Source organism: Mesorhizobium sp. Root102, from assembly GCF_001425625.1.
In the GTDB taxonomy this organism is placed as follows: Bacteria; Pseudomonadota; Alphaproteobacteria; order Rhizobiales; family Rhizobiaceae; genus Mesorhizobium.
In genome coordinates, this window is record NZ_LMCP01000011.1 from 1 (window position 1) to 13488 (window position 13488).

A 13488-nucleotide genomic window follows, 5' to 3' on the forward strand; every position below is an offset into this window, starting at 1 on the left:
GACGCCTAAACGAGGCTGTCCGCCGGTGAAAAACGAACGACAATGGCCATTTCTCATACAGATCGCAAAACGAACGATAATGCAACATTATCATTCGTTATTAGATCGCGACAAGCGCGGCGGATTTTGTGCAAATAAATTGCCAAAAGCGCCGCCATGATTCATCGTGTTGTCGATGATTCTGCGTCCAAAACCTTCCTCGCGCCATCACGGCATACCCGCAGGCGTTGCTGGAGGCGCCCCGTTGGCATCGGCGCCGAGCTGGATGCGCCGCGCGGTCCCAGACGCGCAAAGCCTTGCCGGACAGGACATTGAAGACGTGGCGATCGCGGCGGGCGCCGTGATCGGCGCACTCGATGCGGTCGTCCGCCAGCAGGAACGATGGGCCGGGGCCTGGCGACAGCGCCTGGCTCTTTCGACTGCTGCGATCACTGCAAAGCAAGCCGGCCGCGTCGAGGACGGAGCGGCCCTTCGCGACGCCGTACTACTCACTCGACCGGGTGATAACGTCGGGCCTGCCGGTCTTTTGCTCGTCGCCTGGCGGCGCCTGGCAACCCGGCCTGTGGAAGATCTTCTGACCGAAGATAATCTTGCGGCGGTGCTGGCGGAATTCGGTCACCGCGATGATGAATCGGTCGGCGATCTGGTGGACGAACTTCTGCAGCTTGGCGCTAGTGCCGGGACCGTCGGAATGCTGACCGGCGCTATCGCAGCCGCCGAGCGCCGGGGCTTGGGGCGCACGCTCGCACCTTGGATCGCCGACGCCCTGCTGGCGCAGCGCCTGGGCTGGGCACATGCGGTACCGCTTCTCGGCGCCGAGCCTGGCTGGGGCATCGGTCGCGGCGGGTCCCACCGACTGACCCTCGTCGCTGCCACAAAAGGTGTCGAGTCAGGGCAGGGGCTTGCAAAGGGTTTGCTCGCCGCCCAGGCGCGCGCAGCGTTGCGCGCGATCGACTTGTCGGCGGACCTTGGACGCCGCGCGGAAAAGCTGCTCGCCGTCGCGCCGAAGCTGCGGGCGAAAGGGGCAGACGCCATCGTCGACAGATTGCTGTCGGAGGATGCTATCATGGCATCGCGCGGAGACAGAAACATCGGGATGAGCGACCGCGGCCTGCGCCGCCTGTTCGATCGGCTGGTAGAGTTCGGGGCAGTGCGCGAGCTGTCCGGCCGTAGCACGTTCCGCATTTTCGGGCTGTGAGAACGATGGCCGAGACGGATCGCGCGCGAACGGGGAAGGGGAGATCGGATGACCATCTCTTCGACCGGGAACTGGACCATTTGCCGCCGGCGGTGCGCTGGCGGGAATGGATGAACCGTGTCGAGGCGACGATTTTCGCCGCCAGCGAGCCGGTCGGTCGCGAGACGCTTGCGCGCATCGTGGGGAAAAGCTGCAGCATCGACCTTTTGATCGACGACATCCGTGAGGAGCTGCGCGGCCGGCCTTACGACCTAGTCGCCGTCGCCGGCGGCTGGAAGCATCTGACGCGGCCCGCCTATTCCGACGCCATCCAGACCGCGGTCGGTGGCAACGAGCGAGCCGTTGACCTGACACAATCCGAAGTGCTCGTGTTGATGTACATCGCCTATTTCCAGCCGATCACGCGTGGAGAACTGTCGTCGTTCTTCGGCAAGGAGATTTCTCGCGACCTGATCGGCCATCTCCGCGGTTCCGGCATGATAACCTCCGGTCCGCGCAGTCCGACACCGGGCGCTCCCTATACCTATGTCACGACCAAAGAGTTCCTGTTGCAGTTCGGGCTCGAGACCCTTCGCGACCTGCCTGAGCTGGAGGCCCTCGAAGACGCTGGCTTGTTGAACCGACACAGCCCCACAGCGGATGCGATGCTGATCGGCGCGACGACCGACGAGGATGGAGAAGGCGATGACGAGGCTCTTTCAGCGTGACCGACACGTCACGGAAGCGACCTCACGCTGTGCACGAACGCGTCGCGTCGTATCGGGCGCTGCTACACAGGGCTAACTGCGGGTAGAGCCGCCGGCCAATGGCTCGCAGGGAGGACGAATGCGCGGGTGCGCGCGAAGCCAAAGGCTTGAGGAACTGGGCATGCCCTGGATACAAGGCGCCGCCAACGCCGTCCGTGGAAGCAGTTGACATCGATAAGCTGATCTCGCAGCTTCTTCGCCAATGAAGCGTGAAATGACTGTCGTCATCGCAGGGCTGGAGACCAAGAGCGAGAAGATCCGCGCGCTGTTGCACGAAGGCTACATGCGGACGGAGGTCGCGGACTTCCTCAACATCCGGTACCAACACGTCCGCAAGGTGGCCGTCGACGCCGGCATCGAAGGCGGCCTCCAGCGTGGCCTCGTCGTTGTTCCCAGGTCAAAGCCTATCCCGAAGGTTCGCGCCGATGTCGCGATCGACGTGCTCGCGGACGCCGGATTCGAGCGTCTGGGTATGTGGGTGGCCGACGGCGCAGGCGGCATCGGGCTCGACACCTCCGCACCACGCGACGCCGGCGTCTACGTGTTCGTGGTCGACGGTCTCATCAAGTACATCGGGGTGAGTCGGGCTGGCATCCGCAGCCGTATGTCAAACTACCGGCTCGGGCAGGCCGGGCAAAAAACCAGCGCCCGCGTAAACCAGATCATCAACGAACACGTATCAGCAGGCACAGTCGTCGAGATCTACATCGCGATGCCCCCTGCGCTCGAGTGGAACGGCTTGCCGGTGATCACGGCCGCTGGGCTAGAAGCCGGGCTGATCAAAATGATCCAGCCACCGTGGAACAAGATGGGTGTGGAGAGTTAGATGGCTAGGCGGTGGCGACGCGTCGCTATGGATGCGGACATTATGGATTTCGGCGGCTCGGCTATCATCAGGATTTCGCGCGGGACGAAGGGCGATTCCATGGCGAGCGTCGAACGCATGGAATGGTTCGAACCTGACGGCCATGAACACACAGGTTACGCGGATGCGGTGACGGACCGGCGACGGCCGGCAGCGGAGGTGCTCGCCGAATATCGAAAAACGACGGCTGTGGTTGCGGTCGAGAGCGAGGACTTGTGGGACGCGGCCTGGGGAGAATTGGACAGCGAGCATCGCTAGAGGACGTTCAAGCTTCCGCGAATGAAGGCATCAGCATGCCTTGGTTTGCGAGGTCGGGCTCAGTTCTCTTGGCGTGAGGCTTTCTTGGCGTACCAGGTGCGAGGTTCGGCTGCGTCGGTCCTGAGGCCGACGAACACCGCCGTGACACCTGTTGTTTCATCATAGGGGTCGGAACAAGAGCAGTGCGAAATCGTACGCTAAGGGCACTGAACGGCCGGTGGTAGGAATCGATTGGCTCTATGTTGTGCTATGGAAATGCCTTGTGTGTGAGGCTTGTCCCGAAATTCGTAGCTATTTCTCAACCGTCACCTCGCCCGAAATAGGACCACAGACTTCGTACAAAGCCCCCCGCATCAACCCGTCTGCACGACCGCCACATGGACGAGCAAGGTGTGCCCCAGAAAGAGCATTGGCTTGGTGCCCTTCCGAAACAAGCGCCAGCCGGGCCGGCATGAACAACGGGATGCCGACGTGAAGGCCGAATCGAGGGTCCCCAAGAACCGAGCACCTGGTTCGAACGTTGTCGAACAAAAGCGATTGCCGGTCGCAGCGTGTTGATCAAACATGAACGGTAGCAAGGAAAGCGCGAACGGCAACGATCGTCCCGGCGCGACGGCGGCATTTCCATATGATCGCACGACGGTCGAGCTGTTTCGAGAGACCTTTCTTCGCGCCCGCTGGAACGATGATTTGAAGGCGTGGTTCGTTCCCTTTGTTGTTGCGGCATCTACAGCTTGCTCGCAAAGTGACGAATCGAGGGGCGCGTATGAACAATCCTGTACCTGAAGAGGTTACCGACGCCATCGCAGCTTTATGGCGGCGGCGTGATCCTCGACCCGACAACACTTTCGAGACTCCCGAGTTCGTCGGCCTCAAGCAGGCGTGTGTCGCGTCATACCCGATCGGTGCCGCGTTCTGGTTCACCACGTCACTCTGGGAAATCCTCAGATCACTGGGGTGCCCTATGCTGCTGCCAACTGACAAGAAAGACTTGGCCCTCACAGCCGAGGTCGCTGCCGAAAAGTTGCACCAGGCTTTGACGGCAACGACGGCCAAGGTTGTTCACCTCTGCCCCCTCGACTGGGCCGACCGGCCGCCATCGGTTGTGTTCGGCGGCAGCCGGCTAGGTCGCTTCTCAGCGCGCGAGCTCCAGGAGGTTGTCGACGGACGCCGCCTTGCACGGGCTTTTCCCAATGCGCGGCCCGATTGGGAACGGCTATCCGAGTTCTACTGGCTCGTTGTCGAAGAAAACCTACCCATTGACGTCGAGCCCGGTGCGCGAACCAGCCCGTTCATGTACGAGATCACGCGCGACTACGGTGCGATCACCGCACATGAGGATCGTTTCCCCCGCGCAGTGGAGCAGGCGCTGTTCCTGCTGCTGCTCGCGCCATGGGAGGATTGGTCGGAGGCCATGGAGGTCGATTGGCGCGGCTTCCGAATTCCTTGGATCTATTCGCTTAGCGATGATTTGTGCGTTCGGCTGATGGCGCCGCCGGTCGATAGCAGCCTCACCTGGCTGCCGCAGATCTATACGGACTCATACGGCGAGCCGGTCGAGATTGAGGAGCCCGCCCACTACAAATTGGCGACTGAGGCGTCCGATTTGACAACATATGCCAACGAGGAAGCTTGGTCGGAACTTGAGCGGGCCTCGAAATCACCGCTGTTCGAAACGCCCGTCCGACACTTCCTCGTTCGGGCTTTCTATTCATCCGGCATCGACGAGTTCATCGCGCATTTGACGGTTCTCGAGGCGGCACTCGGCCTCCAGTCCGACTATGGTGGAAAGGCCGCATTGGACCCAAGAAAGGGGCGCAAAGTTACGGAGATCATGATGGATCGGGTCGCACGTATCCTCGATGATCGAGGCGCCGCTGTCGAGTTCAAGGCCCTGTTTGACTTGCGCAGCGCCTATGTCCATGGCAGGCCAATGGCTTCGATCTCGAGCACCGATCGCTTCCGCGCCCGGAAGTTGGCGAGGCGCGTCGTCGTCGCCCTCATCGGCCAGGCGCTGGGTCAAAAAGGAATTCCACCGAGCGATCGGGAGGGATTCCTGATCGCTTTGGCGCGGCGGTCCTAAGGAGGTGCATGGTACAGTGAGCACGACGGAGGCTCAGAACCGTCGTCGAGACTGATGGCGATGAGCCGGGATGAGTATAATGCTGTGCGAAGGGCTGCGACCGAGCTCAGATCCAATTGAAACCAATTGAAACCAATTGAATAGGGCAAAGGCTGTCACAGCTTCAGCGGCTCGCCATGAGCAAGCTTCGTGTCTAGGCCCTACGTCGTTCGACCCGGCGATATGAAAGCATGGGCGGGAACGCGCCATGTTCCGCGAAACGCCCGTTCAGTCAGGCAGTGTATCTCACCGGGCTGGCTTTAAAGGGGTCAAGTACGGCGATGCCTAGGCCTTGGAAGTCAGCAGTGTTGCGTGTCACGAGGACCAGCTCGTGAACCTGGGCCGACGCGGCGAGTCCTTTGTCAACAACATGCTTGTCGCTTCTTCCCAGATAGGTTCCCCAAACCCGGGCGACGTCGTCGTTGATCACAATCAGTCGTCCAGAAAACGCGGCCACCAGGCCACTCGTACCGATCTCCAGAGCTTCTGCGACATCGGGCTTTTTGGCGCGGAGCTTCTCGATACCCTTGAAGATTTCCTTGATGCTCAGCACACTGATTGCCAACTCATTGTCATCAACCGAATCGAGCCAGCGCCTCACGTTCTGGTGCGCGTCAGGTTTTCCAACTTCCTTGAGGACATTGGTGTCAAGCAAGTATCTCAAGCAAGATCGTCCAATGCGCTGAAGTCGACGCTTTCCATAGCCTTCTTCGCCGTTGTTTTCGGATAAGGCCGTCCTAACTTGGGGTGGGCCGCGGCGTATAATTCAGCGGCGTGAACCTTATCCTCATCAAGCGATGGATAATCAGCCAGAATTCGCTCAAGGCTAGCCCCGCCCGCGAGAAGTGCAGCGACGCGGTGCGCCTCAATGCCTGTGCCCTTTATCAGCGGCTCATCACCTGAATCGTCAATCTCGGCATGAAGAGCCCGCAGTCTCTTCAGTTGGCGAACCACTGCTCGATAATGGTCGCTCAAGTCATATTTCTGTTTGCCGAACGCAACGATCCGAACCTCGCGTCCGGCAGGTATTTCGCGCAGTGCGGAATAAAGATCCTGCCGACCGGCATCGGTGAGCGCCAGCTTAAGCTCCGAATAGGCGTGGAAAAAGACCAGATCGTTGACCTCGAATGTCCATCGTTTTCTCGGACCGTGGGATGATGGCCGGATCGGAGCTTTCTCGACCGTTTTCCGGAAAGAGGCCACGGACTCCCCGACCACGAACGCCGCCTGGGCTACAGTGAGGGTTTCCATATCTAAATCTCCTTCACAATTCGTCCCGAAAATAGGGAGGAATTAGCCTGACCGCAAGCTATGCCCGTTGGCGCGGAGATGGGCTAGTGTCGGCGCCGGGCGGACGAAGCAACCGCTGGGTCCTGGGAAAAGCGAAGAAACCCAGACCGTCGGGACAATAGACGCCGCATCGCGGCAGTGCTCTAACTGCGTGGGCACATCGTCGACTTTCCCGACCCTTTTTGATGCTAATGAGAAAGCCAGGCACGGCAGAACCGCTTGATGACATGCCGGCATTGCCAGCCAGTCGGTTTGGTTTCCACCAAATCGACTGGGCGGGATTTCCTGAGAATCTTCAGGCATCCGTACCGAAAGTCCCGATGCTCATGGTCTTGGGTTAGGGCAATCTGGTGCACCCGTCGCTAGGTTTACATTAGCTGCTTGTGGCTAGCCGACGCGGCACGACAGCCATGCTCTCTCGGACGATCAGCCTAATAGGGGTCGAGTCAAGTTGGGTGGGTCAAGGGAAACGAAATACCTGACGTATGCCAGCAGCAACGTGAACGAGGCGATTGAGCTTCTTGGAACGTGCAATGATGCGTCGCATATGGATGCACTAGGCGACCTGAAAGGCAAGATCGAGAACCCCCCCAGACTAGGGAGATGTGTTACGGCAGCAGCAGCCCCGCGCGGGCCGCTCCACAATTTCGCAAGCAGATGCTTCAGATGCCGCCCATGCAGAGGTATTTCATTTCGAGGTAGTCCTCGAGCCCGTGGCGGGAGCCCTCCCGCCCGATTCCGGACTGCTTAATCCCGCCGAAGGGTGCCGCTTCCGATGACATGCGTCCCGTGTTGATGCCCACCATGCCATATTCCAAGGCCTCGGCCACACGCCAGACACGCTGCAAGTTCGAGGCGTAGAAGTAGGCGGCCAGACCGTAGATCGTGTCATTTGCCTCGTGCACGACCTGATCCGCATCGTCGAAGCGAATGGTCGGGGCCAGCGGCCCAAATGTCTCCTCTCGCGCAATCGTCATCTCGCTGGAGACCTGAGTGAGGACCGTCGGCTGGAAGAATGTGCCGTCCTTGCCAATGCGTTTGCCCCCGCATCGAATTACGCCGCCTTTTGCGACGGCATCGGAAATATGCAATTCAATTTTGGCCAGGGCCTGCCTGTCGATCAGCGGGCCGACGGCCACACCTGGATCGAAACCGTCACCAACCTGAAGTTGGCGAACCCGCTCCACGAATTTGTCGACAAATTCGTCGTGAACGACCGATTGTACGTAAAGGCGGTTCGCGGAAACGCAGGTCTGGCCGGCATTGCGGAACTTCGCCTGGATCGCCCCCTCAACCGCAGCATCGACGTCTGCATCGTCGAAGACGATGAAAGGCGCATTGCCGCCCAGCTCGAGGCTGACCTTCTTGATCTGGTCCGAGCACTTGCGCATGAGCAGCCGTCCGACCTCGGTGGAACCAGTGAAGCTGATCTTGCGGACCTTGGGGTTTGTGCAGAGTTCATGGCCGACGGCATCGCGTAGATCAGGTTGACCACGCCTTCGGGAAAGCCAGCCTGATGCGCAAGGGCGAACATTGCCCCCGCCACGAGCGGTGTCTGTTCAGCGGGTTTCAGCACGATCGTGCAGCCCGCCGCCAAGGCCGGCGAAATCTTACGCGCCACCATGGAAGCCGGGAAATTCAATGGCGTGATCGTGCCGACGACGCCGATCGGCTGCTTGATCACCAGCAAGCGACGGTCTGTCGATGGTGCGGAGATCGTCTCGCCATAGATGCGGTTGGCTTCTTCAGCGTACCATTGCAGGTACGCCGCCGCATGCGACACTTCCGATTTGGCCTCGGCAAGGGGCTTGCCCATCTCCGCGGTCAATATCGCGGCAAGGTCATCGGCGTAGTCGATAATGAGCTGATGCCAGCGCCACAGAACGTCGCTGCGTTCACGGGCCGTCAATGCCGCCCATCCAGGTTGCGCGCTATAGGCTTTGGCGATCGCAGCGCGCGTCTCCTCGACGCCCATGTCGGGAAGCTCTGCCAGCACTTCCCCGTCGATGGGTTGAGGACCATGAATGTGCGCTCGTTAACTGGTTTGCCAAGCGCCGGCAGGCGGTCAAGGCTGCCAAACAGGTCAGGAGATTTGAGGTGGCGGATCAAAGACGGGAGCAGCGGCAATGTCGGTTCCTTAAAGGCCCTGGCCTGTCCGGCCGGGTGGACATCTACTGCGCACGGATGGCTTTTGCATAGGACCACCTCTCACGAAAAGTCGTGCGTCCCTTGGGGCCGGGGGGACCCGCCGCGGGGGAAGGCTGACGGCCAGCTTCCGTCGACATTGGCAAGCCCCAAACCTCCGCCGGCGGCGTCGTTCACAGCCCCATTTGTCCCCAAGCCATCATCAACGTCTCGTCGCCCTGGCTGGTAGCGCTTGCCTTATAGCCCGTCCGTCTCGGGTATCGCATTGCGGACATAAAACGTGTCGTAACGTGAGCCCAACGGGCGGATGCTGGACGGTCCATGAGGGGTTAAGCCGCCGGTCAAACCGGGGCTTGCAAATTTCTCGTTTTTGCTGGGCCGAACGCAGACGTTTCGGTTATGAATCGGGACTGGCCTGACGGCCTACCCACGTTGCAATTGTTACAAAGGAAAACGCATATGGCGACCGGAACGGTGAAGTGGTTCAACAGCACAAAGGGATTTGGATTTATCCAGCCCGACAATGGCGGTCAGGATGTTTTTGTCCACATTTCCGCCGTTGAACGAGCGGGCCTCTCGACTCTCACTGATGGCCAGAAGATCAACTATGAAATCGAACAGGACCCCCGCACTGGCAAGTCCTCAGCTGGCAGCCTCAGCAAAGCCGGCTGAATTTTCTGCTGCTCCTGGCGACAGCCGGATCGACGCGGTAGGTCCAGGGTGTCTGACGCCGCGCGATGAGAGCGAGCGAGAGCAGGGCTCGACCGGAAGGCTGGAGCAGCAGATTGCTGGAAGCACGCGCGGTTTAGGCGTTCATCCGTAGAAAGGATGTCTCCTTCGACGTATTTCTTGGCAAGATCCGGCACGCATCTGGCACTATTTAGTTCTATATTGGACAATGAACGCTTCGATGCCTCGATGAGGATCGATCGCATCAAGTATGCATCGGACGAGGAGCCCGTGCTGCAACACTTTCACGGCATTCTGCCTACGGAGCTAACCTTGCGACGCGCAAAAGCGCCGTGCAATCAGCTATTCCTGGTGGGTATTGACGGCCGGCAAGTTAAATAGACATAGCTTGGCATCTGCCGGATTGGTGTGCGGGGCGCAGCTGAAAAAACGCCAATTCCACCCAGGATGCAAGCGATCAGGGCTTGGCATGGAAGTCGCTTGTATTTATTAAACTAACGTACGTTAGTTATCTGTCGGAGGAGGCAGTGTTGGTCGAGCCCCAGCCCAGTATCGCAGTCATCGGAAGCGGCCCTGCGGGTTGTTACACGGCTCAATTCCTTCGAAAGGAATGGCCGCACGCCGAGATCTGCGTCTTCGAAGCTTTACCTGTGCCATACGGCCTTCTTCGTTATGGAGTCGCCGCCGACCATCAAGGGACAAAGGCCGTCGCGGCCCAATTTGATCGGCTGTTCGAACGTGAAAACGTTCGTTTCGCGGGAAACGTCACGGTCGGGAAAAATCTCGCTTTCGAGAACCTTGCATCTAATTTTGATATCGTCGTTCTTGCGACCGGTTTGAACAGCGATCGTGGACTGACTGCAGAGGTTGACCATCGCAGCCGAGTCCTTGGGGCAGGCTCAATTTTAAAAGCGCTGAATGGCCACCCGGAAGTTCATTTACCGCTCCTTTCGAACGGAGCATTGGCGCCGCTTGGCGAGCGGCTGGCCGTTGTCGGAAACGGAAATGTCGCAATGGACGTTATCCGCATTCTGTCAAAGTCCATTCACAATTTCCAAGGGTCCGACGTTGATGACAAACGTCTCTCGGAGCTTCGGGCAGAACGAATTCGCTCTATCGACGTTTTTGGCCGCTCGTCGGTCTCCAGCGCCAAGTTCGACCTGTCAATGCTGAAGGAGATATTGCATCTACCGTCTGTAACCATTGCCGTGACTGGCCTGAGAGAGGCACAGGAAGGCTGCCAGCGTTACCGACTTCTTTCACAGCACCTCGATGCAAACCCTGGGACAGATCCCGGCAATGGCGTCTTGGACAGCCGCATCCGTGTGACGTTCCATTTTGAGGCCGATCCGCTCAGGGTTGCCAAAAGCAGCGACAGAAGCCTGTTGACGGTCCGTCGTCACACACAAGAGCTTCCTTCGGAGTTCGAGGTCGACTCCATCATTACTGCGATCGGATTTGCAAATAGATTTAGCGAAGCCGCTACGGGCGACGTCGAACACTGGGTTGGAAAAAATGTTTTCCGCACGGGTTGGTTAAGTCGAGACGGTAAAGGGACAGTTGCCGAGAACCGGCGAGTGGCCAAGGCCGGTGTCGAAGCTATCATAGCGCAATTCAAAGCCGGCGACCTGTCCGTAGATGCCAAGGGCTTCACTGCGATCGAAAAGACAATCGAACCCTACGCCGTCGACTTCCGAGGTTGGAAAAACATCGATTCACACGAGTTGGCGACTGCGAATCCGGATCGATGCCGCAGGAAAATTACGGACATTCCGCGGATGCTATCCATCGCAGCCCCCGGCAGATTCGCCCAGCAGACGACGCCCGATAACATAATCAGGATGATCTGAGAATTCTGGATACACAAAAGGGAACTGACGATTGGATCGCGTCTCAGTTTGAAATCATTGCTGGGTTACGCGATCGTCACCGCGCGGCCTAAAAATGGGCAAAGAGTACCAATGACGCGTACCGGAAAAAAGGCGCTGCCTTTCGTGCCGACCGAAATCCATGTCAGCACAGTCAGGGACGAGAGAGGCGCTCTTGGCATCCTCTCTATCCTGACAACTGAAGGCCTGCTGGATATCGCTCTAGACCAGCAGACTGCCGATGCCATCGTGGACGCCATCAACACAATACGGTCAAAGCTGGATTCGGACGGCAGCGGCATCTAGTTGGTGCGCGCCATGGGGCAAGCTCGGCCGCCCTCGCGACCTGAGCGTCGGCCGCCAACAAGCACGCCAACTGAGAGACGGGCGGATTCCAGCGAAGCCTTGGCGTCGGCCAGCGCATATCCAACCGCCTGGTGCTCGACAATTGGGGCGGCCCCACCCCGCCGCTCGGTCTTTGCGTATCTGAGGGCGCAATCGAATGCCCGCATGACACCCGTGGACATGACATCGACAAGAGCGGTGTGTGGCGACAAAACTTGCCATTACGATGTCTCTTCCGCCCCGTCGGCACCGACCAGGTTCTGCTCGGGCACACACACCTTGTCGAGGCGGAATCACGGCGTGAGATGGCCCCGATGTCCCATGGCGTTCGCGTTACGCTCGGTTATCAGGTCCGTCCAAAGGCCGGTTTGTGTCGGTGCGTCTAGCGCAGGAACTTTGTCTTCTTCGACGTATTTCTTGGCAGGATTTGGCATGTTCTCGCACCATGTGGCGTGCTTGGATGCGTCATGGAGGATCGATCGCATCAAAGCACTGGGCGAGGGGCGATGTCTACGGATGGCGACAGCTGTGCAAAATAGCATGCGTTGTTTAGGTGACGGCACCTTTCAAACCGAATGGAATGGCATCGATCAGGCATCTGAGTCGATGACCGTGCTGGGTGCCAAACAAATTGGCGTAACGGGCCACCACGACGCGGCGATTGTGATGTCGCGGTGCGCTGGACTGGCGCGCTGATACCAGCTCTTGCCAGCTGACGCCAAGATCGAGGGATCAATGATGAACATGCAAATCTCAACCGCGCTTGAAACGCTGTTGCCTTGGACTGACCCGCAATTTCGAGCCAATCCTTACCCGTGGTACGATGTCTTGCGCCAACAGGCGCCCGTCTATCTCGATCCCAACGGATCGAACACCTACAATGTCTCTCGATACGCCGATGTAGCAAAATTCGGTAAGCACTCTTCTCTGACGTCGCACGCGCCGGCTTGGATCGTGAAAGGGGCCTGGGGCAGATTCAAGGATTCGATAATCGTCACGGATCCCCCTGAACATACTGCGCTGCGTCGGCTGTCGAACAAATGGTTCACACCCAAAATGGCGGCGCAATGGATCGAAGCCAGCATAGCCGAAGTCAATCGGGTGATAGATGATCTCGGTCCCAATGGCATGGTGGAAGGCTTTCGCGATCTTGCCCTGATGCCCGCGCACCATGCCATGTGCAAAGCCCTGGGTGTGCCCAACGACGGTTACGATGCGGGCTCGGCATACATGCGTGACGCGATGATCGGACTTGGCGCGGCGGTGACCGATGCAGAGGAAGAGCGTTGTGTGGCTGCCTTTGCTTTCCTACAGGATCGGGTCGAGCACCATATTGCCAATGCACGCACGAACCCACAGCCCGGCGCACTTTCCAATTGGATTGAGCTGGTCGTTGCTGGTGAGATGACTGAAGTCCAGTTAAACGAAGCGCTGATCCTCTTCTGGGCGACTGGTACGCCAAACGCGGCCTATCTTATCGCGGGTGGCCTGGAACTATTTGCGCGTCGGCCCGAGTTCTTCACCATGTGGCGCGATGCTCCTGAAAAGCACCATGCCATTCTGAATGAGCTTGCGCGTCTTCACACTGCAGAAATGTCCTTTGAGCGGTTCACCACCGAGCCGCTTGAAATCGCTGGCGTGACTATCCCTGTGGATAGCCATATCCGTTTCCTGATTGCGAGCGCGAATCGCGATCCAGAGGCATTTGATAACCCTCATGAGTTCCGGGTGGACCGCCCAGCCGACACCGTGCCGCATATCAGCTTTGGGGCAGGTCCGCATTCCTGCCCGGGAACTGTCATTGCACAGGCGGAAGCGACAGCGGTGTTCAACACGCTGGCTGCGCGCGTTCAGCGGATTGAGCTCGGCGGTGCGCCAATCTACGGACATGATGACCGTTCAGCGCGCTACCTCCGATTGCCACTGCGGCTCGTCAGTTGAGATGGCCTAAATTAAGCTGA

At 59.0% G+C, this 13488-nt stretch carries 13 protein-coding genes and 1 pseudogene; 11 read left to right on the forward strand and 3 right to left on the reverse strand.

What is annotated here, in order from left to right; all coding sequences use genetic code 11:
- Positions 1 to 175: 175 nt before the first annotated feature.
- The 6 genes from ASD12_RS10610 to ASD12_RS10630 all read left to right on the forward strand — a co-directional run bounded on the left by ASD12_RS10610 (position 176) and on the right by ASD12_RS10630 (position 5150).
- On the forward strand, positions 176 to 1198 hold the full coding sequence (locus ASD12_RS10610) for a DUF1403 family protein (protein ID WP_056585318.1): 1023 nt from the start codon (positions 176 to 178) through the stop codon (positions 1196 to 1198).
- Positions 1199 to 1203: 5 nt separating this feature from the next.
- Positions 1204 to 1905 carry an SMC-Scp complex subunit ScpB gene (locus tag ASD12_RS10615; protein ID WP_056585158.1) on the forward strand — a complete coding sequence of 234 codons (702 nt, stop codon included), beginning with the start codon at positions 1204 to 1206 and terminating at the stop codon, positions 1903 to 1905.
- Between the two features lie 253 nt (positions 1906 to 2158).
- Entirely contained in the window at positions 2159 to 2770 is a 612-nt protein-coding gene (locus ASD12_RS10620) for a GIY-YIG nuclease family protein (RefSeq protein WP_056585160.1), read from the forward strand.
- Between the two features lie 42 nt (positions 2771 to 2812).
- The gene (locus ASD12_RS10625) at positions 2813 to 3067 is read left to right on the forward strand and encodes a hypothetical protein (protein ID WP_156398566.1); all 255 of its coding nucleotides are present in this window, start codon (positions 2813 to 2815) and stop codon (positions 3065 to 3067) included.
- Between the two features lie 564 nt (positions 3068 to 3631).
- Positions 3632 to 3853, forward strand: a complete 222-nt coding sequence (locus ASD12_RS32985; RefSeq protein ID WP_082525362.1) for a hypothetical protein — start codon at positions 3632 to 3634, stop codon at positions 3851 to 3853.
- Positions 3834 to 5150 carry a hypothetical protein gene (locus ASD12_RS10630; protein WP_156398567.1) on the forward strand — a complete coding sequence of 439 codons (1317 nt, stop codon included), beginning with the start codon at positions 3834 to 3836 and terminating at the stop codon, positions 5148 to 5150. The genes ASD12_RS32985 and ASD12_RS10630 overlap by 20 nt, the downstream gene beginning before the upstream one ends.
- Positions 5151 to 5421: 271 nt before the next feature.
- On the opposite strand, the gene ASD12_RS10635 is transcribed toward ASD12_RS10630, so the two are convergent.
- The 3 genes and pseudogenes from ASD12_RS10635 to ASD12_RS10645 form a co-directional block, all read right to left on the reverse strand.
- Positions 5422 to 5853, reverse strand: coding sequence for a type II toxin-antitoxin system VapC family toxin (locus ASD12_RS10635; protein ID WP_056585166.1), 432 nt, complete (start codon positions 5851 to 5853; stop codon positions 5422 to 5424).
- Positions 5850 to 6440 (reverse strand): DUF433 domain-containing protein, encoded by a 591-nt coding sequence (locus tag ASD12_RS10640; RefSeq protein WP_056585168.1) that lies wholly within the window; start codon positions 6438 to 6440, stop codon positions 5850 to 5852. Before ASD12_RS10640 ends, ASD12_RS10635 begins: the two co-directional genes overlap by 4 nt.
- Positions 6441 to 7141: 701 nt before the next feature.
- Positions 7142 to 8561, reverse strand: a pseudogene (locus ASD12_RS10645) (NAD-dependent succinate-semialdehyde dehydrogenase).
- A gap of 522 nt (positions 8562 to 9083) precedes the next feature.
- On the opposite strand from ASD12_RS10645, the gene ASD12_RS10650 reads away from it, so the two are divergent.
- The 5 genes from ASD12_RS10650 to ASD12_RS10680 all read left to right on the forward strand — a co-directional run bounded on the left by ASD12_RS10650 (position 9084) and on the right by ASD12_RS10680 (position 13468).
- Positions 9084 to 9296, forward strand: coding sequence for a cold-shock protein (locus ASD12_RS10650; protein WP_056585170.1), 213 nt, complete (start codon positions 9084 to 9086; stop codon positions 9294 to 9296).
- A gap of 548 nt (positions 9297 to 9844) precedes the next feature.
- Complete coding sequence (locus ASD12_RS32990; RefSeq protein WP_162252239.1) at positions 9845 to 11164, forward strand: FAD-dependent oxidoreductase; 1320 nt, start codon at positions 9845 to 9847, stop codon at positions 11162 to 11164.
- 111 nt (positions 11165 to 11275) lie between these two features.
- A complete protein-coding gene (locus ASD12_RS10670; RefSeq protein ID WP_056585177.1) occupies positions 11276 to 11488 on the forward strand; it encodes a hypothetical protein in 213 nt (70 codons plus the stop codon).
- A gap of 471 nt (positions 11489 to 11959) precedes the next feature.
- Positions 11960 to 12223 (forward strand): hypothetical protein, encoded by a 264-nt coding sequence (locus ASD12_RS10675; protein ID WP_056585180.1) that lies wholly within the window; start codon positions 11960 to 11962, stop codon positions 12221 to 12223.
- A gap of 42 nt (positions 12224 to 12265) precedes the next feature.
- Positions 12266 to 13468 (forward strand): cytochrome P450, encoded by a 1203-nt coding sequence (locus ASD12_RS10680; protein WP_162252240.1) that lies wholly within the window; start codon positions 12266 to 12268, stop codon positions 13466 to 13468.
- Positions 13469 to 13488 lie beyond the last annotated feature (20 nt).

Excerpts from the sequence above, each read along its gene's own strand:
- ASD12_RS10610 (WP_056585318.1), top strand. The coding sequence starts at position 176 with ATGATTCTGCGTCCAAAACCTTCCTCGCGCCATCACGGCATACCCGCA.
- ASD12_RS10615 (WP_056585158.1), top strand. The coding sequence starts at position 1,204 with ATGGCCGAGACGGATCGCGCGCGAACGGGGAAGGGGAGATCGGATGAC.
- ASD12_RS10620 (WP_056585160.1), top strand. The coding sequence starts at position 2,159 with ATGACTGTCGTCATCGCAGGGCTGGAGACCAAGAGCGAGAAGATCCGC.
- ASD12_RS10625 (WP_156398566.1), top strand. The coding sequence starts at position 2,813 with ATGGATTTCGGCGGCTCGGCTATCATCAGGATTTCGCGCGGGACGAAG.
- ASD12_RS32985 (WP_082525362.1), top strand. The coding sequence starts at position 3,632 with ATGAACGGTAGCAAGGAAAGCGCGAACGGCAACGATCGTCCCGGCGCG.
- ASD12_RS10630 (WP_156398567.1), top strand. The coding sequence starts at position 3,834 with ATGAACAATCCTGTACCTGAAGAGGTTACCGACGCCATCGCAGCTTTA.
- ASD12_RS10640 (WP_056585168.1), bottom strand. The coding sequence starts at position 6,440 with ATGGAAACCCTCACTGTAGCCCAGGCGGCGTTCGTGGTCGGGGAGTCC.
- ASD12_RS10650 (WP_056585170.1), top strand. The coding sequence starts at position 9,084 with ATGGCGACCGGAACGGTGAAGTGGTTCAACAGCACAAAGGGATTTGGA.
- ASD12_RS10670 (WP_056585177.1), top strand. The coding sequence starts at position 11,276 with ATGACGCGTACCGGAAAAAAGGCGCTGCCTTTCGTGCCGACCGAAATC.
- ASD12_RS10675 (WP_056585180.1), top strand. The coding sequence starts at position 11,960 with ATGTTCTCGCACCATGTGGCGTGCTTGGATGCGTCATGGAGGATCGAT.
- ASD12_RS10680 (WP_162252240.1), top strand. The coding sequence starts at position 12,266 with ATGAACATGCAAATCTCAACCGCGCTTGAAACGCTGTTGCCTTGGACT.